The sequence below is a fragment of the Streptomyces sp. NPDC054961 genome, assembly GCF_053609145.1.
Genome location: NZ_JBSGWY010000068.1, coordinates 1 through 25636 on the forward strand (window position 1 = coordinate 1; position 25636 = coordinate 25636).

Below are 25636 nucleotides of genomic sequence, written 5' to 3' on the forward strand. Positions count from 1 at the left end.
GAACGGGGCTATCCAGGACGGCTCCGACGCCGTGATCACACCAGCCACTGCAAGATCATCTCACCCGTGACCAGCAGTTGCGGGACAACCCTTAGCGTCCGTGCCGTGACTCACTCCCTGCCGTCCGGCCTGGTGCCGGACCACCTCGTGCTGCCCGGGCCCCGCCCGGGCAGTGAATCGTTTCATCCGGTACTGCTGGACCCCTCCCGGTCCGCCGACGCGGCGGCCTTGGCCGAACTGCGGGAGTCGAACCGCCTGCGCGAGGTCCACGACCGGATCGAGGACCAGGTCGAAGAACTTCTGGGCTGCCTCGCACCGCACGACCCCTTCCGGGGCCGCTCCCGGTCCCGCGCCGTCGCTGACACCCTGGGCGCGCGCCCCGACACGTACGGCAGGTGGGCCTGGTACCCGTGGTCCGGGTGCCTGGTCCACGTCCTGCCCGAGCCCGAGTTCCGGCTGGTGCGCACCGACCGCAACCGCGACAAGATCACCCGTGCGCAGCAGCAGGGTCTCCTGCGCCGGCGGATCGGCGTCATCGGGTTGTCGGTCGGCAGCAGCGCCGCGCTGACCTGCGCCATGGAGGGAGTCGGTGGGGCGTTCCGGCTGGCGGACTTCGACCGGCTCGGCCTGTCGAACCTCAACCGGCTCCGCGCCGGGGTCCATGAACTCGGTCTGGAGAAGAGCGTGCTGTGCGCGCGCCGCATGTACGAACTCGACCCCTACCTGGACATCGAGATCCACCGCGGCGGCGTCACCGAGGAGAACATCGCGGGCTTCTTCGGTGACGGTGAGGACGGCCGGGGCCTGGACCTGCTGATCGAGGAGTGCGACACCCCCTGGGTGAAGGTGGCCGCCCGCGAGCACGCGCGCAGCCGGCGGATCCCCGTCCTGATGGACACCAATGACCGCGGCCTGCTGGACGTCGAGCGCTTCGATCTCGAACCGGACCGCCCGTTGTTCCACGGCCGTACCGGAGCCACGACGGGTACGGACGTACGGGACCTCGACCGGGAGGAATCGCTCCGCTTCCTCCTCGATGTCGTCGACGAGCAGCGACTGAGTCCGGCCATGCGCGACGCCCTCACCCGCGTCGGCCACACACTTTCCAGTTGGCCGCAACTCGCCAGTGGCGTCATGCTCGGCGCCGCCCTGGTCACCGACACCGCCCGCCGCATCCTGCTCGGCGAAGCCGTTCCCTCGGGCCGGCACTCCCTTGACCTGGAAGCGCTGGTCGTCGCGCCCGCCGCCGTGCCCGCCCCGCACGGAGCCGCCCTGTGAACCGAGTCCCGGACCTGGAGGGCGAGCACCTGCGGCTGCGGGAGCTGCGCGTGAACGACCACGAAGCGTTCGCGCGGATCTTCACCCACCGCGCCCTCACCCGCTACCTCGGCATCGACCGCATGGACACCGGCCAGGCCCACGACACCTTCGCCCAGAGCCTCGGCCAGCCCCACACCCACCCGCGCCGCAAGTACACCCTCGCCGTCTGCGCGCCCGACGACGACACCCTCGTCGGAACCATGGGGCTCCTCGTCGAGGACTACGGCAGCAACGCCATACTCACCAGCCTCGTCCTGCTGCCCGGCGCCCCCGTACGCGGCCACGGCCACGAGGCCGGCCGCCTGCTGATGGCCTACGGCTTCGGACAGCTCGGCCTGCACCGCATCTGGGCCGGCCACCGCAGCGACCACCACCACATGCCGAAGTTGATGCACGCGGCCGGCCTGGACCCCGAGGCGACCCTCCGCCAGCTCTTCCACACCCAGGGCTGCTGGCACGACGTCACCACCTACGCGGCCGTCGCGCCCGAGTGGAAACGCCGGGCGAGCGCCAGGGAACTGGCCATCTTCGACGGCGCACACCGCCTCGACCAACCTCCGGTCCTCCTGCCGCCAGGAGTCCATCGCCCCGGCCGATCCAGCAGCCTCCCCGGGGATCAGGACGCCGTGTCGGAGCTCTGCGCGGTCCTGCTCCCTACCGGCAACGTGCCTGACGTGACCGTCAGCAAAACCCTTCGATCCCCGTGTTCATGATTCGAGATCGGGGGGCCGATCCAGGGGAGATCGGTTCCACCCCCGCACGTGTCCGGCGGCCCCTTCCGCACCCGCGGCCCGGCGGTCGCGGTCGGACTGCTCACGTGGCCTCTCAGCGCAGGTAGGTGTCAGCGCAGGTAGGTGTCCCCACCACCATCACCTTCAGCGGCGGGTTCGTGGTCGGGGTCCCCTCGCCCGAGGACGGGTCGTCGTCGACGCCGCTGGCATCGACCACGAGGTCGGCGGGGTTCACCACGACCTCGTCCGGAGCCACGACGGCTCCGGACTGCCACAGGCTGCGCAACTCGGTCACATAGGCTTGGGCCATCGCCTGGTAGCCCTTGTCGTTGGGCACGCCGTCGGCGTCCTGCGTGGTGTCCACGAAGCTGACGTCGTGGGGAAAGGCGATGGGGACCTGCCTGATGTGGTGGCCCGCGCTCCGCGCGTCGTTGATGACGGCGATCGACCGCGCGAGGTAGGAGGAGTCCCCGGAGTACATCCGGTCGCGGATGGCGGGCGTCTTCGACGGGGCGGGATCGCCGACCAGCACCATCGTGCGGGGCAGGACGTAGTGGATCTGCTCGAGCAGGACCCGCAGCCGCTCCGCCTCCTGGGCGGCCGTCAAGGTGGTGTCGCTCGCGAGGTCGTTGGCGACGTCGAGCTGGAGCTGCACGACATTGGGTTGGTAGGTGCGCTGGTCACCGACGAGGTGCTGACGCAACTGGTCGATGTTCTGACCGGGAAACGCTTCTTCCTGGTTGTCACGGTCGGAGACGGTCCCGCTGCTGACGGCGCCCACGTAGTCGAAACGAGGACCACCGTCATCCACCGCGCTCGCCCGTTTGGCGGGGGACGGCCACCAGGCGACGCACCCGGTCGGCGTCAGATGGAAGCAGGTGCGCACCGGCTCGCGCATGCCGCCGAGGTTGTAGGGACTCGTCTGCCCGTTGGCGCCGTCGACCGCGTGGCCGCCTACCGGCAGGGAGGCGAACTGTGGCTGTTGGCTGCTCGTCGGCGTGGCGGCGTGGCGGTGGGGCGGATCCAGACGGCAGATGATCGGATCCGCCGTTGTTGGTTTCCACGGTGGCCGTGAAGTCTTCCGGCTCGACGGCCGAAGTGGTCACGACGTGATCCAGCTCCCGCCCGCTTCGGTGAGTGGCCTGGCCGCTGGCCAGGATGTGGAGACTCGCACCGGGCGGCCTGACGATGCGGCTCCAGTCGGGATGCTGCCGCAGACCGGGTTCGCCTTGTGTCGTCGTGGGACGCCTGTTGAAGTCCGCTCCCACCGTCCAGTCGCGGTGTGGTGGTGGATTGCCGAAGGGTGTCCGGTCCGGAGGAGCCGCCTGGGCCGGGCCGGCCGCCAGGACCGTGAACGGCGCCACTAACAGGGCGCACAACAGCGCCTGAACCGCGGCCAGGACCGCGCTTCCGAGACGCTGCGGCCCCCCGCGCTCACGGGAGGACCGCCTCACCCCCGACCGTCCGCGCGCCCCGCGCGGCGGACGGGGCGGACGGGATGGACGGGACGGGCGGGGCTCGGCATGTCTGGTTAACAAGGGGAAAACACCTTCCATTTGAGATGATCACGCCAAATGGAACGCATCCCACGCCCGCCGAACCACCCTCCCCGCGGACCGCTTTCAGCCACCGGCCCCAACCCGGGTCATCGCCGTACCACTCCCCACGCCTCCTGCGCCCCGCACACGGCTTCGCCGGAGCCTGCGGTACCGACGGCTCAGATGCAGTCCGGAGCCGGCCCCGTCAGTGCTGCTCTCGGCGGGCACGGCAGGCGATCGTCGGGTGCGCGGCCCGCAGCCGGGATGGCGTCACTCCGTCGACTCCAGAATGCGGTGGAGTGTCCGCCGTCCCATCGTGCTCATCGTCGGATTGCTCTCGACGTAGTACCAGACAAGGCCCATCGCCTGTTGGAACGCCCATGCCTTGCCACGCTCCCACTCCAGGTCGCCGCAGCCCAGTGCCTCCCGGAGCGCCTCCCGCGGCCCCCGCTGCAACAGGTGCCAGGCACTGACCAGATCCAGCGCGGGGTCGGCCGGGCCGAACCCGCCGGTGTCAAGCACACCGCTGAGGCGGTCGCCCGCGACCAGTACATTGCCGGGGATCAAGTCACCATGGCTCATCACGTCGGCACCCGTGCGCGGCAACTCCCGCAGACGGCCCCACACTCGGCGCAGACGGGGCACGTCGAGCAGCCCCTCGCTCTCCTTCAAACACTCCGCCATCCAGTCGTCGTGGTGAGTCAGAACCCCGCCACGGCCCCCACCGCTGAACAGCCGCCCCCGCGTATCGGCCCTCCGGAGGGAGGCGATGAAGGCCGCGAGGTCCTTCGCAAAGGCATCCGACGCGCCCGGGTCGGCGTCCGAGGCGACCGTTCCCGTCAGCCACGTCTGGACCGACCAGGGCATGGGATAGCCGGCTCCGGGCTCCCCCAGGGCGACGGGTTCCGGAGTGGGGAACCGGGACACCTGCGCCAGCTCCGCACTCGCTTCGGCTTCGCGCTGCAGAACCGTCAGCACCTCGGCGGCATCGGCCAGACGCAGGGGGAAACGCGCCGCGAGGCCGTTCCCGACGCGGAAGATGGCGTTGACCGTCCCCGTCGACTGCAGGAGCCGGATCTTCTGGCCGCTCCACTGAGGGAACTGATCCTGAATCAAGGCGGCGACGGTTTCGGTGGTCACGTCCACTTGATCTTCGTGCATGGTCGCCTCTCGTACGCTCGTTCACCAGCCCCGCTTCTTGGGCGGCCTCGCCAGAAGCAGAGCAGATCAACTGAGACCGCGGCCAGCGATTATTCACCAGAGACCAGATCACCTGGGATGCTCGGCACCCGGCGTCTCAGATGATCTGATCGCCCCAGGTCACAGCCCTACCCGCAGACCAGATCGTTTGAGACGGGACACCCTCGGCCGGACGGCTCCGCCGCAGCCGCCTCCCAGGCGCGTCACCCTCGCCCGGGACTCGCGAGGCGCCGAACCCGAGGAGGTGCATCGACGTGCCCGTCGTCATTTGTGCTCGCGCAGGAAGGCAGGGATCTCTTCGCGGGTCGGGTAGTTCGGCAGCGGGGCCGGCGTGTCCTGAAGGAACGCAGTGATGACGGCGGCGGCTCGGTCGTTGTTGTCGTCCAGGCCGTTCCACATGTGGTGTCCGACTCCGGGCATGTACTGCACGCGCTGGATGGCGGGGTCATGGGCAAGGACGGCGGTCGCCCATTGACGGACCTGGGAGGAGCATTCGGCGGTCATCAGCATCGCGGGGGTCCGGGACTGCCTCAGGAGCGGTGCGAGGGAAGGCGAGTCCTTGACTGTCTGCTGGACGCGGAGGCTGGCAGCCGGGCTGAAGGAGAAGTTCTGGGCGGTGTCCTCGGCGGGGATGCGGTGCGCGTCGCGCGCGCAGTAGGCGGATGCGGTGTCGCTGCCGAGGTCTGCGGCGGTGAAGGCGTTGTCGCCTTCGGCCTGTCCGATCAGTCCGGTGTCGGGAGCGAGGAGTCCGAGTCGCATGAGGCCGAATGAAACGGCGTACCGGGGGACGTGCGTCGATCGCGGTCCGGTCGGGGCCGGGGCGAGGCCCCGTGCGGATGCCCGGCCCTTGTGCCCGGTGATGTGTGCGGTGGGGCCGTCCATGGGCCCGGGCTCGGCGATGATCGCCCGGTGCAGGCGTGCGGCGACGCCAGGATCGGCCAGGGCTCGGGTGAGTACGACTCCGCCTCCGGAGAATCCGAGGACGTCGACCTGGCCCTTGTCCAGGTGGTCGACGAAGGCGGCGAGGTCACGGACCGACCTGGAGATCGTGTACTGGTCCATGGCGAGCAGGTCGCTTCGTCCACCGCCGGCCTGTTCGTAGGCGTAGACGTCGTAGCCCTGGCGCGCCAGGAGTTGCAGGAACCGGTGGTCTTGCACGGAGATGCCCCGGACGGGTCCTCCGTGGAGGTACACGAACGGGACGGGAGGCCGGGGGCCGGGGTTCGCGGGCGGGTAGTGATACACCGCGACCCGGCTGCCTGTGGCCAGGTTCCAGTGCTCAGTGGACACGAAGGGCAGCGCGGGCGGGTACCGCCGGGCCGTGGGCACGGTCGGGATGCAGACCGCCGCTGTCAACGCCGCCGCGATGACCACCGGCAGGAACGGCACGAGCCGCGTCGGCCAGGTGCGGCGCCGGGCCCACCACAGCGCGAGGACGATCCCGGCAACGAGGGTCGTCAACCAGGCGGCGAGCCCCGAACCTGCCCCGTCCGTGAGGGCGATCAGTGCGAGAAAGGCGACGACCAGCGTCGCGACGGCGGCCAGAGCCAGCAGTAGGCGTCCAGTGAAGCGGACGAGACGTAAGACGGGCGTGGGCACGGCGGACCTCCGACAGTTTCAGAACGCTGTTTCAAAACGACGCTATCAGAGGCGGTAGGCTGCTGGCCGTGGGTAGGCCGAGAACGAACGACGAGGGCGTCAAAGAGCGGCTTGTGGGGTGCGCGACCGAGATGCTCGCGACTCGTCCGCAGGAGTCGGTGACGGTCCGCGCCGTGGCTGCTGCTGCCGAGGCGTCGACGACGGCGGTGTACTCCTTGTTCGGTGGTAAGGACGGACTGATCGGTGCGGTGCGCGACAGAGCCGTCGCCGGCCTGTTCCAGCACGTATCGGCGGTGCGGACCTCCGAGGACCCTCTCGCCGACCTCTACGCGCTGGCCGTCGCTTACCGTCGTTGGGGGTGCGGATACAGCCACCTGTACACGGTGCTGTTCGGTGGCGTGCAGTCCTTCGACCCGTCGGGGGAGGTCGGTGCCGGTGACCCGATCCGTCCGCTCCTCGCGGCGATCGATCGCGCCTTGACGGCGTCCGTCCTCGCCGGCGACGCAACGGCGATCGCCCTGTCGATCTGGGGAACTCTGCATGGGCTCGTGACTCTCGAACTGGCCGGGGCCCTCGGCGCCACCACGGCCGAGGCCGCATTCCGCTCGTCGATTCACGCCACGCTGCGCGGATGGGCGACCGTGGAGGTGTTCCGCAATCTTCGCCAAGCCGAACTCGCTCGCTGACAGGATCAGGGCCGGTGCTGCTGTCCGGGCTCTCCCGATCCTGACTGAAGCAGGGGTGCGGGGTCGGTGAAGACCGGCCCGCCAAGGCCAATCAGCTGCGACCGGCCATCGGTCGGATCCCGTTCGAGGCTGTTCAGCTTGGGCATCGCGGGCCGGTGACGCGCTCGTGGGAGTCGTAGCGGGCGACGAGCGGGATCTTGCCGTTGGCGTCGCGAAGGCGCTTGATGAAGGCGGCCAGGACGCTGGCGAGTTCAGGGCTGACCAGCAGGATCCGTTCCTCGTTACTCTTGGACGGAACGATCTGAAGCAGCGGAACGACCAGAAGGCGTCGTCCTCCACGAGGCTCTGGTTGATCCGGCGGCCGGTGGCACCGACCGGCGGATGGAGACGTGCGGCGATCCGTGGTCCAGCCGGCCGGGGACCTGGTTCACCTTCGGCCGCTCCCGCACGTAGCTCGTCCCCTCGTACTCGAAGATCCTGTTGAGTGGGGTGGCGCAAGCGGCCACGTCGCTCTTCGACCTCCCCCGCTCTTGCGTCGGCGTCGGCGTCCGCATCCGTCATCGAGTCGTCGCGGGTCAGCTCCTCGACCGCGCGGACCGCTCCTCCTGCCGGACCTGCGCCACGGCTGTCCGCCGCTCGAGCAGATCGCCAGCGGCGACCGGGGCGACCGCCTCGTCCCTCGCGAGGGCGTGGCTCACGCTCACAGGCTGTGAGCGACGGGGTGCAGTGGTTCGTACAGCGGGAGTTCGGCGCCGCTGGGGAGGCGGATCGCAGTCAGTTTGCCCCAGCGCTGCCGACTGACCGGGCGGGTGATCTCGACGCCCTGCGCGCGGAACTCGTCGAGCTGGGAATCGAGGTCGTCGCACATCAGGAAGAACTCGTGCTGGGGCGGGCCTTCGGCCGGGTGCACGGCGACCTCGGCCGGGGGCAGCTTGAAGATGAGCCAGCCGCCGCCTGCGTCGACGCCGGGAAAGCCGAGGACGTCACGGATGAAGGCGCGGTCCGCCTCGGCGTCCTGGCTGTAGAGGATGACATGTGCACCGTTGATCATGGCTGGCTCCTGCCCGTCGACGTGCTGGCGGCCGTGTCTCCGGCATCCTGGCACGCTCAGACCCCAGAAGACCTTCGGCTGCATGCGACGACACGACGGGTTGCGCTGCGTGACATCGGACAAGGACCGCGCTCGCGCGGCGGTGTCTCGAGCGCGGCGAAGGTCCCGCCTGCGTCGCCGCCGGCGCGCGCCCGAGATTCGGGAGGGACGCACGCCGACTGCATCCCTCGGCCCCGCGGGATCGGGCCAGGCGCGGAACGCCGGGGAGCAGCTCATCGGCCAGGCCCCCGTAGGCGGACCGGGGCCCCGAGGACGTCGCGGCTGCCATCGGTTTCGCCTGCGACGGCGCCGCCGGCCTGCGCGGGGGGCATGGGCACTTTCCGCAAGCCCGGCGGCCGCATACGCGAAGACGCCCGGCCAGGAAGTTCCGGCCGAGCGTTTTCGTGCGTCTGCTGCCAGCTGGTGGCTTAGTACCAGTGGTTGGCGGACCAGAAGTTCCAGGCGCCGACGGGGCTGCCGTAGCGGGAGTTCATGTAGTCCAGGCCCCACTTGATCTGGGTGGCCGGGTTGGTCTTCCAGTCCGAGCCCGCCGAGGCCATCTTCGAGGCCGGCAGGGCCTGGACCAGGCCGTAGGCGCCCGAGGAGGCGTTCGTCGCGGTGTGGTTCCAGCCGCTCTCGTGCGAGATGATCTTGTCGAAGGCGGCGAACTGGGCCGGGTCCTTGATCATCCGGTGTGCGATCGCCTTCGCGTCCATCGGAGCCGCCTGGGCGGGGACCGTGGCGAGCATGCTGCCGGCGACGCCCAGGGCGACGAGGGAGCCGGCGAGGGTCTTCTTGGAAGCGGCGATGCGACGGATGACCTTGGACACAGATTCACCTTCCGAAGGGGACGAGGACGGTCGCAGGCACGTCGAAGACGTGCGTGAGCCACTCACGCGGAGGAGAGGGGTTCGTCGGCGGCGGGTGAAGCACCCGTGCCGCCCGGCGACATCAACCAAGCTGCCAGGCCAGCTCGACGCTGGCAACGACCCCTTCTCCTAAGGAGCCTCGGAGGCGGGCACCCTCGGCCGGGAGCGAACCCGCCGGGATCCGTGCAGTGAGGAGCAGGTCCACAGGAGACGGACCGGCTCCTGGGAAGCTACTAGTCCGCTTCGTATGTGACGTGGGCCCTATGGGGCGGGTCACCAGCAGGGACCCCGAATGTCACGCCGCGTGACCGACCGACCCCGTCCAGCCGGTGGTCGGAGTCGGTCCGAAGCTCCGAAAGCGGGGACGGCGGGGGCCCACTCGGACGTTCGCCGACCGCCCGATGCTCCAGCCGGCCGACCGCCTCCTGCCGGGCAGAGCATCGAAGCCAGCTGGAGGGGCCTGGATACCGGGCCAGCCACCACAGCAGAACCTTCCCTTGGGCTGCCCTCCCCCTGGCCTGCCCTGGCCTGCCCTCCCCTTGCCCTCCCCCGGCCTGGCCTGCCTTGCACTGCGGCTCGCCGAGCAACGCCCGACAGGGACGATGCCGCCACTCGACCATCGGACCGGCCCGGCCCGGCCCGGCCCGGCCCGGCAACTAAGAGGTAGGGTGCGGGACCTCGGCCGCACCGCCTGCCTTGACGGCGTCGACCATACGTTCGTGGAACACGGCAAGGCCTCCTCGCGGGAGGGGGGCCGGACTACCGGTGAGGGTGTACCACTCTTCCGCGCCGGTGTACTGGATCCGGACCTTAACGCTGTTCTCCGGACCGACCTCGGTGGTCAGGGTGACGTCGCCGGTGATGACACCGACCTCGTCGGTCATCACCCCGCCGGGCCCCGCCTTCACATGGGCGGTCAGGGGAACCGAGCTGCTGAGACTGCCGGCGTGGCCGGGGTACGGGGCGGCGTCGGGCTGGGAGGTGGTCATGAGGGGTGCGTCTCCAGCATCTCGGTGAGCTTCGTCTTTTCGGCCTGGGTGGCGGTGTCGAGTGTCGGGCTTCCCGGCATCGGTGACGACGGTGATCCCGTCATCGACGGACACCCAGACACCCCCCGACACGGCCCTGCGCTCGCTGTCGCGCTTCACGTCTTTTCCGGCCCGATTGCCAGGCCAACCACCAGCAACACAGCCGTGACCGTGACGCTACGGACACCCAGCCGCACCTGACGAGGCATAACCACCCCAAACCATATGAAGGGACCTACGTGACATCACCCTCGCGACTACCCCGGAAGGCTCAGGGATAACACGTCCAGCGGAGCTGGGGACGGGTGGGCGGTGAGCGTCCAGCCTGCGGACATCGGGACGAGGAAGGACCTCGGGATCCCCAGCGCGTCCCCATGCTCGGCACCGTCGACAGAGAGGCGGTGCACGGACTGCGGGGCGAACCGCGTCGGCATCATCGCGCCTGGCACGCCCGTGCCTGCGCAGCCTGGCCCTGCTCCCTCAGCAGCACCGCTCGCGCCAGTGCCGCGCCCCTCTCGTGATCCTTGCTCATAACTCCCTACGCTGGCACACCACGCCCGGCCGGAGAAACACCACCCCCGCCACAGCCAGCGACCAGCAGCCAGCGGTCAGCGCTCGGAACCACACCGCGCGAGTTCCACCTCTCGGTGCATACGCGGAGGGGCCCGGACGCGTCTCCGCATCCGGGCCCCGAAGGAACTGCTACACCATCTGCCGGCCGTGATGCCGCGCCGGCCTTCTGTTTCCGCCCACCCGACCTGAATTCCGCCGGGGGTGCGGGGATCGCGGTTGCTTGACCGGAGACCACCTCACTATCGATGTCCTGCGGTACCCGGGCTCAGCCCTCGACCCGGGCGATCCTGATGGCGATCAACTCCTCCGTTCTTCCCTCTGGATCACTCGCTTACCAAACGGAAACCGGAACTGCGTACTGCTGTACTGCGAACTCCTGGCAACGCTGTACTGCTGCACTGCGGTACTGCTCACGGCTGCCCCTGATCACTGCGGGCCACCCGGTCCGGTCGTCAGCCCCGTCGCCGCCCTGCGACCGCTCTGGCTTCGGAACTCCACCACCGCACCGTCCAACGCACTGCGACTGCGGGTACTGCGGGTACTGCGGGTACTGCTGCCCGGCAGTTCTTGCCTGCCAGGTCCTGCGGTCTCTCTGCGTTACGAGAGAAACCATACCCACACCACCACCGCATGTCTACTCTGGCCACGATAGATTTTTGGAGCCACGGTGGAGAGATAATCGACTCCGGCGGCGAGGGTCCCGCCGAGGCGGCGCAGCGGCACGGGCAACCCGGGGGCGGTCGGGCACGGCGCGGCTCGGTAGCGCGGCGGGCCGAGCGGCTCAACGGGACACCGTTCCTCAGGGCTCACCCAGGCGTACGGCGAGGGCGGCGATGTCGTCGTCGAGGCGCCCCCTGCTGTAACGCAGGAGGTCGCGGTGGAGTGCCGTGAGCAGTTCACGGGGCGGCGTCGGGGGCTGTCCGCGCATCCAAGCTGCCAGCGGGAAGAACTCGCCGTCGCGGGCGCGCGCCTCGGCGATCCCGTCGGTGTAGAGGAGCAGCAGGTCACCGGGGGCGAAGTCGAAGGTGTCGACGCTGTAGTGATCACCGATCAGCCCCGCGAGGCTGAGCAGGGGCGAGGGAGTGGCGGCCTCGAGGACACGAAGTTTCTTGCGGGTCAGGAGCAACGGTGGCGGGTGTCCGCAGTTGAGGATGTCGATGCGTCTGCCCTCGCGAGGGATCTCGGCGAGAAGCGCCGTGGCGAAGCGCTCCATCGGTCCGTCGGGGGGAAAGGCGGCGTTGTAGCGGGTGCTGCTGGTGTCCAGCCTGCGTGCGATGTTGACCAGGTCGGCCTCGCCGTAGGCCGCCTCCCGGAAGGCGTTGACGATGGCCGCGGCCGCCCCCACGGCCGGCAGGCCCTTGCCCCGCACGTCGCCGATGAGCAGCCTCACCCCGTACGGCGTGTCGACCACCTCGTAGAAGTCTCCGCCGATGCTGGCCTCCGCCGCGGCCGCGAGGTACAGCGACTCGATCTCGATGTTCCGCACGCGGTGTGGCATGGGGCTCAGCACCACCTGCTGCGCCGCGTCGGCGACGAGCCGCACCTGAAAGAGGGTGCGCTCCCGCTGGAGCCGCACATGGCTTCCGTACGCGGCGGCCACCGTGACCGCGATGATTCCCGCGGCCGTCCACCAGGTACCCAGGTCGGGGAAGACGAGGCCCAGGCCGATCATCAGAAAGAGACAGACGGTACCGAGCAGGACCGTGGGCAGGACCGGCCACATGGCGGCCGCTAGCGCCGGCGCAGCGGGCAGAAGGCGGCTGAAGGCCATTTCCGGCGGAGTGGCGTAGGCCAGGCTGGCGATCACGACGGTCAGAATCACCGGCGACAGCCGCACAAGTCTTCCCGGGCCGGGGCGCCGACGGAGCCGCGGCCGTCCGGACTCGATCATTCTCCCACCATATCTACGTAATGAGGACATAGCGCTCTGGCGAGCACAGTCGACTGCCCGCCCGCACCCACCCGTCCCCGCATCGGCTCGGCCCTCGCCGGCAGATCTGCCGGATGCGCCTCGCGATCGGCGCGGGCACGGCGGAAGGCGGCCTGGAGCTCGAGGAGGCCATCCGAGAAGAAGGGGGGCCTGAACTCACCCTCTCGACGCACATGTGTTCGACACGCGACATCGTGATGGCGGGGCTCCCCGGTGCGGGGAAGAGCGCGGTGCCGATGCCCTGGGGCGGACGCTGCCGGCCGCGGTGGTGTCGGTCGATCCGATCGAGGCGGCGAGGCTGCGCGCCGGGGTCGCGCGGGACGAGCCGACGGGGCTCGCGGCGTACCTCGTGGCCGAAGTGGTGGCGGGAGGGCTCCTTGCGACCGGCCGGCCGGTCCGCGCGCGGCTCCAGCACACCGGAGCGCACGGCGTGCGCTCCGGTGTGGGCGGGCGCCCCGTCCGGAGGTCACCCCCTGGCGGCCACCGGAGGCGGCGCGGGCTCCTCGCGCCGGAGGCGCCACGTGCTACAGGCCCAGGGGCCGGGCCTCCGTCACGCTCGCCCAGTCGTTCTCCGGATTCGCCCAGAACGAGATCTTCACGTAGCGCGCGTCCAGAGACCCTTGGCCGAAGAGCACGGTCTCGGGTGACAGGGTCGTCCCGGAGCTACGGCCTTCCCAGGCCTTGGTGTACGAGACGCCGTCCGGCGAGACGTGAATCGTGTAGTCGTTCCACCTGAGGTCCCCGCGATGCCAGGCCGTGGTCGCGCCGCACAGCTGTCGGACCGCGCCGGTGTCGATGATGAGCGCCGCCCCGAAGCCCTGGCCGGACCAGCGTGTCCCCAGGTCGCCGTCGACGGCGTGGGACGGCGGGTTGGTGGGCTCGTACGTGGAGGCGGAGGCGGCTGTCGGCGTGACCGGCCGCGTGCAGGTCCGCTGCGGGGAGACGTCCTGGTGCACGGCTCGTTCGTCACCCAGCCGCAGGGCGTCGTAGTACATGACCCGTTCCGTGGTGTTGGAGGGGGCGCCGGTGTTCCAGTCCCACTTGTAGATCCCGAACTTGAAGTACGGGGAGCGCGGCCCCCCTCCGTGCGTCGCCCCCGTGCGGTGCACGAGCCGCTCCCCGTTCCTCCACACCTGGAGCAGGCCGGTGCTGTCCGTACGCCAGGTCACGTGAAAGACCCAGTCGGCCCAGACTCCCGTCGCGTACGGGCCCAGGTCGATCATCTCGCCCCGGAAGTCGATCTTCCAGCGGCCCTCGTCGGTGAGCAGGGCCAGGGGCGGGGAACCACCGGGGCAGCCCGAGTCGCACTGGTGCCACTGGCTGACGATCTCGGCGGACGTGTCGGCCACCCAGGTCGACGGCAGGTTGATGCTGAAGCCGTACCAGCGCTCCGCGCCCGCGGGTTGTTCGTCACGCTGGGACACCTCGGCACGTTTGCTGCTGGAGACGACCGGGTCAGTTTTGCGGAGCTCGAACCGGGCGGCGTGGGAGCCGTCCCGGACGGGGGACGTGACGTCGGTCGCGCCGTACGCCGTCGCCCAGTGCTTGTTGAGGTTCGGGGGCGCCGCGGTGGGGAGGGTGCGGTCTGCGGACTGCTCCCAGTCGAGGATGCGCTGGACGCCGGCGGGGTCGGCATGCGCCGTCTGTACGGGTGCCCACGCCACCCCCACGGCGGCCACGGCCGAGACGAGGGCCGACAACCAGGCTCTGGCATGCGATCGCTTCATACTCGAGCTCCTCCGGAGACGCTTCGCGGATGGGTCCGACGCGCTGCGGTGCTGGGCACGGACTCTTCCCCCTGCGGTGGGGTCGTGCAAGGGCCGACGGCCCGGCGCACGGTGGTGTTCGGGAGCGGCGAACGCGCCACCGGCGGACCGCCGGCCCCATCCCCCGAGGCCTGTCCCGGTGGACGCCCGATCAACCGAGCTTCGGAACCGTGGGCACCGCCCCGGCCGCCCGGAAGGCACCTCCGCCGCAGAGGAGCGCCTGACCGGATACCGCGTCGCCATGGGTGAGCACCTGCGCCAACTGGGTCAGGAGCAGGCCGGGTTGCGGGAGCTCATCCGCTACGCCCCGTCCGGGCGGAGGGTGGCCGGGACGCGATGCACGACCTGCTGGCGCTCGAGGAGCCGCCGGACGCGGTGTTCGTGACGGACGTAGGCGACAGCCTGAGGAGTCATGGCGCTACCCCTCCACCTCGACGTGGTAGACGCGCAGGCCCCGGCGCTGGTAGTTGAGGAGCGCGCTCGGGTGGTCGTGGGAGTTGGTGTGCAGCCACACCCTGCGGACGCTCTCCGCTTCCAACGGCTCGGTCGCCCAGGCCTGCCGCAGCGCCAGCGTCAGGGCGTGCCCACCGAGTCCACGGCCGACGTACTCCGGCAGGAGTCCGAAGGTGCGGATCTCCACGTCCCCGCCCGGCTGGGGTTCCAGCGCGGCGATCCCCGCGGTCTCGCCTTCCTTCTCGAGCAGCCAGTACTGGCGGTTCGGGTGTGCCTGCGCCAGCTCCTGCCACTCCTCGTCGGAACGCGTCGAACTGCGCCACCCGTAGGCCTCTCCGACCCGAGCCTGCACCGAGCGGGCCAGCGCCGACAGTCCCGCCTCGCGCCGAAGCCCCAACGACGGCACGACCCGCCCGGGCCGCAGCTCACCGCGATGGGTCATCTCCAGATACGTGACAGTCTTTTCCATCCCGGCACGCTACAGGAGCCGCGAACCCCACACCCCCCGCTCGCACCCCCTCGCCACCCGGCGGTAACCTCCGCTGCAAAGGGGGTACGGGGATGCGGCACGCGGCAAGGACGGTGGCGATCTGCCTGGCGGCGGCCGTGACCGCGGTGGTCGCCGTGCTGGCCTCGCTCGCGGCCAACGCCGCGACCTCGCAAGACCGTTGGCCCGGCTTGCTCGACCTCGTCCGGGCCGATCCCTGGCCCTGGGTCGGCGGGCTCGGAGCGGGTGCGGTGGTCCTGGCCGTGGCCGCCGCCCTGCTCGGCCGGGAGCCCACCGGGGCCGCCCAGGACCCGCCGCCGCCAGGGCCGCCCGTCGTCCCGGCCTGGGTCGTCGACCGCACCGAGACCCGCCGGGCCGTCGCCGCCGTCTGCGGGCACGGCGTCGGCGCGGTGGGGATCACCACGGCCCTCGAAGGGGCCGGCGGCTTCGGCAAGACCACCCTGGCCGCGCTCGTCTGCGCCCATCGGCGGGTCCGCCGCCGATTCCGCGGCCGCGTCTACACCGTCACCATCGGCCGGGACGTCCGCGGCCGCTCCGCGATCGCGGCCAAGGTGGTGGAGGCCACGGCCTTCATCACCGGTGATTCCACCGCCTTCGAGGATCCCGACCGGGCCGGCGACCACCTGGGGCGGCTGCTGGACCGCCGGCCCCGCACCCTGCTGGTGGTGGACGACGTGTGGGAGCCGGAGCAGCTGGCCCCTTTCCTGCGGGGCGGCCGGAACTGCGTACGGCTGGTCACCACCCGCGTGCCGGCCGTCCTGCCCGACGGCGCCAAGCGGGTGCGGGTCGACGAGATGACGCCGGACCAGGCCCGCGAGGTCCTGACCAGAGACGTGCCCGAACTGCCGGAGGAGACGGTGTCCGGACTGCTGCGCGCCACCGGCCGGTGGCCGCTGCTGCTGCGGCTGACGAACCGTCTGATCGTCCGGCGGACCGCCACCGGCGCCGACGCCGCGACGGCGGCGGCCGAGGCGCTGGTGGACCTGCGCACGGGCGGCCCGGCCGCGGGAGAGTCCCCCGCCCTGCAGCTCGACCTGGACGACCCCGCCCGCCGCTCCCGGGCGGTGCGGGCGACCGTCGAGGCGGCGACGACCCTGCTCCCGGACGGCGGCGCCCGACGGCTCGCCGAGCTGGGCGTGTTCGTGGAGGACGAGTCCATCCCCGTACCGCTCGTGGTACGGCTGTGGGAGGCCACCGCCGGGCTGCCCGAAGCGCGCTCCCGGGACCTGTGCGCGGACCTCGACCGGCTCTCCCTGGTCACGCTGGGGCCCGGGGACGGCGGCCGGATCGTCCTCCACGACGTGCTGCGCGACTACCTGCGCGGCGAACTGGGTACGGTCGCGCTGCGCGAGCTCCATGCGACCCTGGTGGCTGCGGTCCTGCGAGACGCTCCGCCCGGCGGCGTGACGGCATCCGGCCCGGATCCGGCACCGCGGGCCGGCCGCCGCCGCGGCGACGGGACCGGTTCCGCCGCCGACGTGGTCAGGATGCTCGCGGCGGCGGCCGGGGACGGATACCTGCTGGACCATCTGATCGAGCACCTGTTGGCGGCGGGCGAGAGTGCGCGGGCCGAGCGCGTCGCCGGGGACCTCCGGTGGGTGGAGGCACGCCTCCACCAGCGCGGTCCCTCCGCGCCCTGGGGGGACCTCGCTCGCATCCCCACGGACGGCGCGGCCGTCCTCGCCCGTGACATCAGCCGGATCGCCCACCTCCTCGCCCCCGTCGAGCCGGCCCGGATCCTGACCGCCGTGCTGCACAGCCGCCTGGCCGGCCTCCCGCGCTGGGCCCGGCAGATCGCCGTCCGCCAGGCCGCCGACCCCGGCCTGCGGCCGCTGCTCGCCAACCACTGGCCGCTGCCCGACGCACCGGACCCGGCGCTGCCCCGCGACCTCACCTGGCCGGGGGACCCCGTGCACCCGGTGCTCTCCGTCGCGGCAGGCCCGGACGGGGCCTGGGTGGCGACGTGCGACGCCGTCGGTGAGGTGGTCGTCCGGGATGCGCGTACCGGTGCCGTCCTCGCCCAGCACCGGTTTCCCGACGGCACGGACGCCCTCGTCACCGACCCGGCGGACGGGTCGTTGATCGTAGCCTCGGGCCGGACCGCGCTGCGGGCGGACCCATTGCGTCTGGACGAGGCCGTTCCCCTGTTCACCGTCTCCGACCGGCTGCGCCGGCTGGCTGCCGCCCCTGACGGCAGCTGGTACGGAGTGCGTACGCGACACGGGTACCTGTGGGTGGCGGACGGCAGCAGGGTCGCGGCCCTGGCCCTTCTTCGCTCCAGCCGCGGCGACAGCCCCGCTGACACGCTCGCCGCCTCGCCGGCCGGCCGCAGGCTGGTGGCCTCGGAAAGCGGCGGGGGGCTCGCCCTGTGGGACATGACCTCCCGCAGGCGCGTGACACGCATGCGGGCAAGCCGGGCGGCGGCCGGGTGCACCGCGGCCTTCACCCCTGACGGTCGCTCCCTGATCACCGCGGACAGCGAGGGCGTCGTCCGCCGCTGGTGGGTCTCCGGCGTACTGCCCCCGTGGCTCTACGAGGACGACTCCCACCTCGTCACCCGGGCCGCCGGTCCCGTCGTGCGCGTGGCCGTCGCGCCGGACGGGTCCTGGTGCGCGACCGCCGGTACCGACGGAGCGGTACGCCTGTGGGACCTGCCGGACGGGCGCCCCCGCTCGGTCCTGCTGGGCCACACCGGCACCGTCCGCGACCTCGTGATCTCCCCGGACGGCTCCTGGCTGGCAGCCGTCGGACGGTCCGGCGCGCTGCGCGTGTGGGAGACCCCCGTCAGTGGGCCGGGGGACGCGGCCGAACGCCACCTGACCCGGCAGGTGTTCGCCGTCGCGTACGCCCCGGACGGCACTCGGCTCGCCTCGGCGGGGGACGACAACAGGACCGGCCCGAACCACCGGGGTGACGCCCGAGCCTGGTTGCTGCACCGGGCGCAGGACGGAACGGTGACCGGGACGTCCCATGCCCACGGCCTGTCGGGCGGAACATCACTGTGCTTCGCCCCCGACGGATCCTGGCGGGCGTGCGGGGCAGCGGACGGCAAGGTGTCGGTGTGGGACGCCGGAACCGGAACGCACCGCTCGCTGACGGCCGTTCGGCGCTGGCAGAGCGCTGTCAACGCACTGGCCTCGGCGTCGGACGGCAGTCGGCTGGCCACCGTGGCGGGTCAGGCCGTGCGGCTGTGGAACCCCCTGTCGGGCGAGCTGCTCGCCGACTTCGAGACGGAGAGCGAGGCGCACGCGGTCCTGCTGTTCCCGGACGGCTCCTGCCTGGTGACCGGCGAGGCGAACGGCGACGTGGGGATCTGGGACCTGTTCAGCCAGACCCGGACGGTCCGGCTCCACGGGGGGCGCGGCGCGGTGCTGGCCCTGTCCCTGACGTCGGACGGCCGCTGGCTGTTCGGTGCGGGGCACGACGGGACCGTACGGCTCTGGGACGCTCGGACGGGCGCGTACCGGGGACTGCCCACCGGTAGCTCCCGGCCCGTGCGATCGGTGGCCGTCTCCCCCGACGGACGGTGGATCGCCTCCGTGGGTGACGACGCCACGGTGCGGATATGGGACCGGGCCGGCGGGCATCTGGTGGCCGCGCAGCGGACGGAGGGCGCGCTGCGCACGTGCAGCTGGCACCCGGACGGCGCCGAACTCGCGGTCGGCGGGGACCGGGGGATGTACGTCTACGCGTTCCGGCTGGCCTGAAGGAGCCCGCGGCCGCGCCGAGCTCACGGATCCGGGCCCGTGCCGGGTGCGTCCGGCCCGGATGCGACCGGCCCGGCCGGCGGATGACGGTCACTCATGAGGCGCGCTCGAGGGCGTCGACCAGGTCGTCACGGGTCATGTGGGAGCGGCCGGGGACGTCGGCCGCGGCGGCCCTCTTGTAGAGGTCGGCCTTCGTCAGGCCTCCGAGGTCCTGCTTCTTCGGTGCGGAGTGGACGCGCTTCTTGCCCGTCGGCTTCTTGCCCGTCGGCCTCTTTCCGTGCCCCCTGCCGGAACCGGTGGTCCGGTCCCGTGCGGTCGAGGCCTTCCCGCCCGCAGTCGATCGGGGACCGCGGGCACCCTCGACGCTGGCGCGCAGGGCTTCCATGAGGTCGACGGCTCCGGTGGGCTCGGCGGCCGGCTCGGCCTTCTCGTCGTAGCCCTTGACGATGTCGTCGAGCTCGACCTCCTTGCCGGTGCGCTCGTTCACCCGCCGGTTGCGGATCCGGTCGGAGGTGCCGCGCTGGAGCTGGTGGAAGTGGATCGTGTGGCTGTCGGTCGCCGTATAGAGGCCCACGGGCAGGCTGACCAGCCCGAACGAGAGATTTCCAGCCCACACCGGTCGGGCCACGGCCCTCACAGCCTTCCGCTCCACTGGCCCTCGGACCTCCAGCTCACCGCCTCCGGCCCGTGATCGCATCCGCATCCCCACGAGGGCTCCCGGCGGGGGACGGCGGTCCCTCGTCGAGAGCCGGGTGGCTGCCCGGGTGCGCTCGCCTACCGGAGGGTGGGTGAGCGGCGGCAGTCAGCGCGCCGTCCACCGGGTGGTCATGTCTGGGGGCCGTACCAGTCCAGGCACAGGACGGTGGCGTCATCTCGGGGCGGGCGGCCCTCGTGGACGTCGCTGACCGCGGTGACCAAGGCGCGCACGGCCTCGCGAGGATGCTCGGCCGCGGTCTTGCGGAGGAGCCCGGGCAGGTCGACCGCCGCGGCTTCGCGATCCTGCATCCCGTCGGTGTGGAGCAGGAGTCGGTCGCCCGGGCGCAGGTCGAGGTGCTGGACCTGGTAGGGGCTCCGCGTGAGACCGAAGGGCAGGTTAACGGTCAGGGGCAGTTCGTCGACGGTGCCGTCGCGCAGCCGCAGGGGCCAGGGGTGGCCGGCGTTGACGACCTGGGCGCTGCTGCCGTCCAGGGAGATGCGCAGGAGCTGGCCGGTGACGAAGGTCCGTCGGCCGTGCTCGAAGAGGGCCTGGTGGCTCTGGCGGGCCTGTTCGGCGAGGTCGCGTCCGGCGCGCCGGGCGCCGCGGGAGGCGTTGACCAGCAGGGTGGCCATGAGTGAGGCGTTGACGTCGTGGCCCATGGCGTCGGTGATGGACAGGTGGAGCGTGTCGTTGTCGAGGCTGTAGTCGTAGGTGTCGCCCGCGATGTCGAAGGCCGGGACCAAGGCGCCGGCGAGGGCGAACTGAGGGGCTTCGCAGGCGGCGGCCGACGGCAGGAGCTGGCGCTGGATCTCAGCGGCCAGGCTGACCGTGGTGGTGCGGTTGCCCCAGTGGTACAGGTCGGTGAAACGTCGGTCGGTGACAATGATGTAGGCCAGTGCGTGCGCGGCCTCCTCGACCTGTTCCAGGACGTCCGGGGTCACCTTGATGAGGAAGAGTTCCAGGACTCCGATGGCGTCGCCGCGGTTGGTGACCGGGGCGAGCACCCGCCGGCCCTGGCCGCCGTCGGGTGCCACCACCGGTCTTTGGGTGCGCAGGACGTCGTCGTAGGCGCCGCTGCCGGCGAGGGGGACCCGCTCGGCGCGCTCTTCCCGGAAGGTGGCCTGCGTGTCGTTGACCCGGAGCAGGCGTCGGCCCACGACATCGACGAAGAGGAACGACACGTAGGCCGCGCCGAACCGGTCCCGCAGGTTCCGCGCCACGACGTCGAGGGAGTCCACCGGCGCGGCGGCCTCCGCCGCCGCCAGCACCTCGGCCAGTCCGATCCGGTCTCGCGTCACATCAGCCTCCAGCGGTTGCAACCTCACTGTCTCTCCTCTCCGCCCTGCGGAACTGGCACAGGGCTCCCCCGGCGCGGGGGAACCGGCTGCGGCCGCGCTCCTCGGTGCCGGCCCATTACGTCCCGCCCCCGGCCGCAAAACGGCTCCGCCCTCACGAGGGCGGAGCCATGTGCGTCTGCGGTGGGACGGGGTGGCTCAGGCGTGCAGGTGCCGCCTGTTGCCGGTGACCAGTCGGTAGACGGCGAGCAGGATGACGGAGCCGACGATGGCGGCGATCCAGGTGGAGAGGTCGAAGAAGCCGTCGATGGAGTCGACTCCGAAGAGGACCTTTCCGAGCCAGCCGCCGAGCAGGCCGCCGGCGATGCCGATGAGCATCGTGATGATGATGCCGCCCGGGTCCTTGCCCGGCATGAGTGCCTTGGCGATGAAGCCCGCGAGCAGTCCGATCAAGATCCAGGCAATGATGCCCATGTGCTTCTCCTACCTCGATGACCGATCCGGTGTTACTCCTCGTCTTAACGGAGCCGGAGTTTCTAAACGTCCGCCCTCCCGGGAGGGCGTCGGCGGACACGTGGCGGCGGGACGCGGACGGCTCCGCGGAGGGTGGACCGGGGGCGAGCCCGCCGACGGCCGGCGCCGTGCGGCAGGGGTCAGCGCCGCGGTGGCAGACGGTGGAGCGTCGCGTCGTACGCCGTGCCGTCCGCGACCGTCAGCGTCATGAAGGAGCAGAAGGGCTGGCGTCTGCGGTCCGTGGGAGAGCCCGGGTTGAGCAGGCGCAGCCTTCCGGCGGTGGTGTCCCACGGGATGTGGCTGTGGCCGAAGACCAGGACGTCCACGTCGGGGAACCGTGCGGCGCAGCGCCGCTCCCGTCCGGCGGCCGCTCCGGTCTCGTGCACGACTCCGAAGCGCACTCCTTCCAGTTCGGCGTAGGCGACCTCCGGAAGTCTGAGGCGCAGTCCCGGGCCGTCGTTGTTGCCGTACACGCCGATCAGCCGCTGTGACCGGGACTCCAGCAGGTCGAGCGTGGCCTCGTCGATCCAGTCGCCCGCGTGGATGACGGCGTCGGCGTCGGCGACGGCGGTCATGAGGGCTTCCGGAAGTGACGCCGCGCGGGTGGGGAGGTGGGTGTCGGAGGTCAGCAGGAGCCGCATGCGCCCCACCGTAGGGCGTTGCGGCCGCGAGCGCGGCGGGGGCGCGGCTCCGCCGCGGCGATCCGTCCGCCGTGCCCGCGCCGTACGGGGTGCGCCCGACGTGCGACAACTCCACGTCCCGCGAGGACCGCCGGTCAGGCGGCTTCCCGATGCCCGGGCGCCTTCCGCGTCTTCACCCCTCCGACGATGAGCGCCAGCCCCACGGCGACGACGCCGAGGTACGCGGCGGACGGAAGGTCGACGACCTTGTGCATCCAGCCCCACTCCGTGCCGAAGAGGGTCTGCGAGGCGACGCTGACAAGCCCTTGGCCTCCTATGACGTAGCCAATGCTTTCGAGGGTGTATCCGATGGTTGTCCGCACGGGTCAATTCTCTCGAGGCCGTGCCGCACGATCGTCCTCCACAGGGCCGACACCACAGTGGGCCGAAGGATGTAGTTCCCTTGCGGGCCCTCCTGACACTCCTTCATGCCGCATGCTCCGGACGGTCTCGCGTCAACGCTTCCGTACCAGGTGCGAGGGCAGCGTCGTGGCCGAGTCAAGAAGGGCGGCGTCGATCTGTGCTTGCCGAAGCTCCGAGGTCCCCTCGAGACTCGCCCCGTGCAGATCGGTCCACGTGAAGCTCGTCGCGATCATGGCTGCGCCGGTGAACGTCGCCCGCGTGGCAAGGGCTTGGGTGAAGTCCGCCACGTTCAGGCAGGCACGGGTGAGGTCCGCCCCCCGCAGGTCGGCGCAGGTGAGGTCGGCCCCCCGCAGGTCGGCACCGGTGAGGTCCGCTCCGCTCAGATCGGCACTGGTGAGGTCCGCACGGTGCAGGCGGGCGCCGACGAGGTGAAGACCGCCGAGCTGGAGGACTTCGCGGGGGTCGACGTGCGTGCGGGATTCGCGGCGGGTCAGTGCCGTCAGGGCAACCTGGACGTCTGCCGCGGGTTCGTCCGACAGGGGTTCGGTGGGGGCGGACGCGGCGCCGTCGGGTTCTCCCGCAACGGCCGTGCCGGTGCGGGCCCGGGGAGCACTCTCGCGTAGGAAGTGCTGGAGGACCCGGGCGGCATCGGTGGCCTGTTCGGGCGCGTCCTGCACGATCTGTTCGAGGGCGAGGATGCCGCCGATGCGGACATAGAGCTTGTCGGATCCGAGGCGCTCCAGGGCCTTCGTGAAGCGATCGGTGACCTGCCCCCGGCGGGTCAGGCGGTAGGTGCGGGCCGTGTACAGGAGCGCGATCCCGGCGCCGAGCGCGGCGGCGCACGCCACCAGCGAGGTACGGAGACCGGTCACCAAGGCGGCCGATCCGGTGCCGGCGCCCACGGCCTTCTCGTCGATGTAGCGCGCGTCGAGGAGGTACGGCCCCTTCCACACCAGCCAGGGGAGTCCCACACACAACGCGGCTCCGGCCGCTGCGATAAGGAGCCATGCCGCGACGCGCTGCGCTCCGCGCAGGAGACGCGCCTGCCTTCGGCGATTCCTGAGGGTGCTCTTCATGGACCGGTACCTACCCCGTTCCGGCGTGGTGGTTGCACGGATTCATCCAGCCTCGGCCCGGCCCCGAACCCGCCCCCTCCCCCGCCCCGCCCCGGGCCCCGAACCCCGAGCCGCGACGCGCGTTCGGGCACGCGGCGACATCGCCGCCGGCTCGGCATCGGCCGCCCGTTCCGCGTCGGCGACGGGCTCCCGCAGACGGTGCACGGGTCGCAGCCGACGGAACGTCCTGGAAGCGCCCGGCGAGGTGATGTGGGCCGTGCGGGTGGCACGTCCGCGGATCCCGCAGTTCGGATGCCCAGAGGGGCAGGGATCGCTCTGTTCGCAACGGAGGGGTGACGCGGCCTCGCGTCATGCCCCGTATTCCATCGGCAGAGACGAGACACTCACGTGACGGACATGTGGAGCTACACCTCCGACTCTCACTACTCGCCCGGAACCGTCCTGACCGGCTTCAAGGTCGAGGCGACCGACGGCCACATCGGCAAGGTCGACGAGGCCACCGAGGAGATCGGCTCCTCCTACGTCGTCGTCGACACCGGCCCCTGGATCTTCGGCAAGGAAGTCCTCCTGCCCGCCGGCACCATCGTGCGCGTCGACACGAAGGAAGAGAAGATCTTCGTCAACCGCACCAAGGAGCAGATCAAGAACGCTCCCGAATACCACAAGGACAAGCACCGGGGCGACGCCGCCTACCGCAACCAGCTCGGTACCTACTACGGCAGCGACCACAGCTGACGCGCGAGCGACCACACCCGACGCGGATCCCGCGCGTGCGGCCGGGCACACCTCCCCACACGTGGGCCCAGCCGCCTCCGGCGCTGCCCCAGCCGTTCGCGGGCTGACCCTGCCCCCCCCCCGGCGGCCCCCGGGGGGCCCCGGGGGGGAGCCACCTCGGTGGGTGTGATGCGCCTTCGGCGGGTGGCGGCCGCTGATCAACTGCGCGGGGCGGCGCCACTGCGCCTACGGGCCGGGGGCTCCGTCAACGGGCCCGCCCGTAGCGGACGTTATTGCTCCAAATGCGTTCCAGCCTTACGCGGGTTCCCGGCCGGGGGGCGTGCCAGATCTTATCGTGACCTGCGTAAATACCCACGTGGTGCACGGTCGACCCCTGCGGGAAGAACACCAGATCACCCGGCGCGCGTTTGTCGCGAGAAATGTGTGAGGTGTGCTCGTACTGCTGCTCGGCGGTACGGGGAAGATGCTTGCCGGCCTTCCGGAAGGAGTACAGCGTCAAGCCCGAGCAGTCGAATCTTTTCGGCCCCGTCGCGCCGCGCGCATAAGGGGCACCTTTCTTGGAAGCGGCCGTGGCCACGGCCTTGGCGCCGTACGACGTGGCCGCGTCGGCCGGTGACACCGGGCCGACCAGGGTGCTCACCGCCAGCAGGCAGAGGAGCAGAAGAAGGCGAGGGGGACGGAATCCGGCGATGCGTCGGACAACTCGGAGAGCCCCTCGGGCCTTATGGGAGTCGTTCCTGCAGACGGACATCGTAATACCTCCGCGTATGGATGGGCTGTCGGTCGATCGGATACCTGGGAAAGGTCCTGCTTTCTCGGATGTGGTTCCCGCTGCGCAACGGCCGACAGTTTTCTCCGAAGTCGTCCTGAATTCAGGTTCCGGGCATGGATACGGACGTATTGGTTGTGCAAAGAATTCGCGAACATATGAAAAAATAACTGGCGCCTGCCGCCCTCCGGCCGTGTCACCGCAGGTGAGGGGCGAGCGGATCGCGGATTGCCGTCACACCGGTCCCCGCCCTTTCGCTCTGCCCCGGGGCCCGTCACCAGCGGGTGACGACCTGCACATCACTGCGGATCGGAGCGCTCCGCTCCGATAGGCTGTCGTCATCACTCAGGCGATCACGCCGCTCCCCGGGCGGCGGCTGCGCCATGCCCTCGACAAGAAAAGGAGGCCGTCAGTGGACCAGGGGCATTGCATGTTCGAGATCGGTCCGGTTCGCCGGTCTTGTGATGTGATGTCATGTCTCGTTCTGGGGATGGTTGTTCCCCGGAACGC

At 71.0% G+C, this 25636-nt stretch carries 21 protein-coding genes and 1 pseudogene; 5 read left to right on the forward strand and 17 right to left on the reverse strand.

Annotated elements, in window-relative coordinates; genetic code table 11:
- The first annotated feature begins 105 nt into the window (after positions 1 to 105).
- On the forward strand, positions 106 to 1278 hold the full coding sequence (locus ACWF9Z_RS34795; RefSeq protein ID WP_453609387.1) for a ThiF family adenylyltransferase: 1173 nt from the start codon (positions 106 to 108) through the stop codon (positions 1276 to 1278).
- Positions 1275 to 2033, forward strand: a complete 759-nt coding sequence (locus tag ACWF9Z_RS34800; protein ID WP_453609390.1) for a GNAT family N-acetyltransferase — start codon at positions 1275 to 1277, stop codon at positions 2031 to 2033. The genes ACWF9Z_RS34795 and ACWF9Z_RS34800 overlap by 4 nt, the downstream gene beginning before the upstream one ends.
- A 112-nt stretch (positions 2034 to 2145) precedes the next feature.
- On the opposite strand, the gene ACWF9Z_RS34805 is transcribed toward ACWF9Z_RS34800, so the two are convergent.
- The 3 genes from ACWF9Z_RS34805 to ACWF9Z_RS34815 form a co-directional block, all read right to left on the reverse strand.
- The gene (locus tag ACWF9Z_RS34805) at positions 2146 to 2949 is read right to left on the reverse strand and encodes a hypothetical protein (protein ID WP_453609393.1); all 804 of its coding nucleotides are present in this window, start codon (positions 2947 to 2949) and stop codon (positions 2146 to 2148) included.
- A gap of 910 nt (positions 2950 to 3859) precedes the next feature.
- The gene (locus ACWF9Z_RS34810; protein ID WP_453609396.1) at positions 3860 to 4750 is read right to left on the reverse strand and encodes an aminoglycoside phosphotransferase family protein; all 891 of its coding nucleotides are present in this window, start codon (positions 4748 to 4750) and stop codon (positions 3860 to 3862) included.
- A 303-nt stretch (positions 4751 to 5053) separates the two neighbouring features.
- Positions 5054 to 6388: an alpha/beta fold hydrolase gene (locus ACWF9Z_RS34815; protein ID WP_453609399.1), complete on the reverse strand. Its 1335-nt coding sequence runs from the start codon at positions 6386 to 6388 to the stop codon at positions 5054 to 5056.
- A 68-nt stretch (positions 6389 to 6456) separates the two neighbouring features.
- Between ACWF9Z_RS34815 and ACWF9Z_RS34820 the strand changes: the two genes are divergently transcribed.
- Positions 6457 to 7074: a TetR-like C-terminal domain-containing protein gene (locus tag ACWF9Z_RS34820; RefSeq protein WP_453609402.1), complete on the forward strand. Its 618-nt coding sequence runs from the start codon at positions 6457 to 6459 to the stop codon at positions 7072 to 7074.
- Between the two features lie 575 nt (positions 7075 to 7649).
- On the opposite strand, the gene ACWF9Z_RS34825 is transcribed toward ACWF9Z_RS34820, so the two are convergent.
- The 7 genes from ACWF9Z_RS34825 to ACWF9Z_RS34855 all read right to left on the reverse strand — a co-directional run bounded on the left by ACWF9Z_RS34825 (position 7650) and on the right by ACWF9Z_RS34855 (position 15252).
- The gene (locus tag ACWF9Z_RS34825; RefSeq protein WP_453609403.1) at positions 7650 to 7772 is read right to left on the reverse strand and encodes a hypothetical protein; all 123 of its coding nucleotides are present in this window, start codon (positions 7770 to 7772) and stop codon (positions 7650 to 7652) included.
- Positions 7773 to 7774: 2 nt separating this feature from the next.
- Positions 7775 to 8125 (reverse strand): VOC family protein, encoded by a 351-nt coding sequence (locus ACWF9Z_RS34830; protein WP_453609404.1) that lies wholly within the window; start codon positions 8123 to 8125, stop codon positions 7775 to 7777.
- Positions 8126 to 8592: 467 nt separating this feature from the next.
- The gene (locus ACWF9Z_RS34835) at positions 8593 to 8994 is read right to left on the reverse strand and encodes an aggregation-promoting factor C-terminal-like domain-containing protein (protein WP_453604244.1); all 402 of its coding nucleotides are present in this window, start codon (positions 8992 to 8994) and stop codon (positions 8593 to 8595) included.
- Between the two features lie 695 nt (positions 8995 to 9689).
- On the reverse strand, positions 9690 to 10022 hold the full coding sequence (locus tag ACWF9Z_RS34840) for a hypothetical protein (protein ID WP_453609406.1): 333 nt from the start codon (positions 10020 to 10022) through the stop codon (positions 9690 to 9692).
- A gap of 1411 nt (positions 10023 to 11433) precedes the next feature.
- Positions 11434 to 12525 carry a PP2C family protein-serine/threonine phosphatase gene (locus ACWF9Z_RS34845; RefSeq protein WP_453609407.1) on the reverse strand — a complete coding sequence of 364 codons (1092 nt, stop codon included), beginning with the start codon at positions 12523 to 12525 and terminating at the stop codon, positions 11434 to 11436.
- 563 nt (positions 12526 to 13088) lie between these two features.
- A complete protein-coding gene (locus ACWF9Z_RS34850; protein ID WP_453609409.1) occupies positions 13089 to 14291 on the reverse strand; it encodes a heparin lyase I family protein in 1203 nt (400 codons plus the stop codon).
- Between the two features lie 457 nt (positions 14292 to 14748).
- A complete protein-coding gene (locus tag ACWF9Z_RS34855) occupies positions 14749 to 15252 on the reverse strand; it encodes a GNAT family N-acetyltransferase (RefSeq protein ID WP_453609411.1) in 504 nt (167 codons plus the stop codon).
- Positions 15253 to 15344: 92 nt separating this feature from the next.
- On the opposite strand from ACWF9Z_RS34855, the gene ACWF9Z_RS34860 reads away from it, so the two are divergent.
- Positions 15345 to 18998 carry an NB-ARC domain-containing protein gene (locus ACWF9Z_RS34860; protein ID WP_453609413.1) on the forward strand — a complete coding sequence of 1218 codons (3654 nt, stop codon included), beginning with the start codon at positions 15345 to 15347 and terminating at the stop codon, positions 18996 to 18998.
- Between the two features lie 430 nt (positions 18999 to 19428).
- Here ACWF9Z_RS34860 and ACWF9Z_RS34865 read toward each other — a convergent pair.
- The 6 genes and pseudogenes from ACWF9Z_RS34865 to ACWF9Z_RS34890 all read right to left on the reverse strand — a co-directional run.
- Positions 19429 to 19626, reverse strand: a pseudogene (locus ACWF9Z_RS34865) (Ku protein); the annotation flags it as partial.
- A gap of 197 nt (positions 19627 to 19823) precedes the next feature.
- Positions 19824 to 20993 carry a PP2C family protein-serine/threonine phosphatase gene (locus ACWF9Z_RS34870; protein WP_453609415.1) on the reverse strand — a complete coding sequence of 390 codons (1170 nt, stop codon included), beginning with the start codon at positions 20991 to 20993 and terminating at the stop codon, positions 19824 to 19826.
- A 195-nt stretch (positions 20994 to 21188) separates the two neighbouring features.
- Positions 21189 to 21464 (reverse strand): GlsB/YeaQ/YmgE family stress response membrane protein, encoded by a 276-nt coding sequence (locus ACWF9Z_RS34875; protein WP_453609416.1) that lies wholly within the window; start codon positions 21462 to 21464, stop codon positions 21189 to 21191.
- A 179-nt stretch (positions 21465 to 21643) separates the two neighbouring features.
- Positions 21644 to 22144, reverse strand: a complete 501-nt coding sequence (locus tag ACWF9Z_RS34880) for a metallophosphoesterase family protein (RefSeq protein WP_453609418.1) — start codon at positions 22142 to 22144, stop codon at positions 21644 to 21646.
- 134 nt (positions 22145 to 22278) lie between these two features.
- Positions 22279 to 22506: a hypothetical protein gene (locus ACWF9Z_RS34885; RefSeq protein ID WP_453609420.1), complete on the reverse strand. Its 228-nt coding sequence runs from the start codon at positions 22504 to 22506 to the stop codon at positions 22279 to 22281.
- 132 nt (positions 22507 to 22638) lie between these two features.
- Positions 22639 to 23517 (reverse strand): pentapeptide repeat-containing protein, encoded by an 879-nt coding sequence (locus tag ACWF9Z_RS34890; RefSeq protein ID WP_453609422.1) that lies wholly within the window; start codon positions 23515 to 23517, stop codon positions 22639 to 22641.
- A 501-nt stretch (positions 23518 to 24018) separates the two neighbouring features.
- On the opposite strand from ACWF9Z_RS34890, the gene ACWF9Z_RS34895 reads away from it, so the two are divergent.
- Positions 24019 to 24357: a PRC-barrel domain-containing protein gene (locus ACWF9Z_RS34895; protein WP_453609425.1), complete on the forward strand. Its 339-nt coding sequence runs from the start codon at positions 24019 to 24021 to the stop codon at positions 24355 to 24357.
- Positions 24358 to 24601: 244 nt separating this feature from the next.
- Here the strand turns inward: ACWF9Z_RS34895 and ACWF9Z_RS34900 are convergent, their stop codons facing one another.
- Complete coding sequence (locus ACWF9Z_RS34900; protein WP_453609424.1) at positions 24602 to 24997, reverse strand: C40 family peptidase; 396 nt, start codon at positions 24995 to 24997, stop codon at positions 24602 to 24604.
- Between the last annotated feature and the right edge of the window lie 639 nt (positions 24998 to 25636).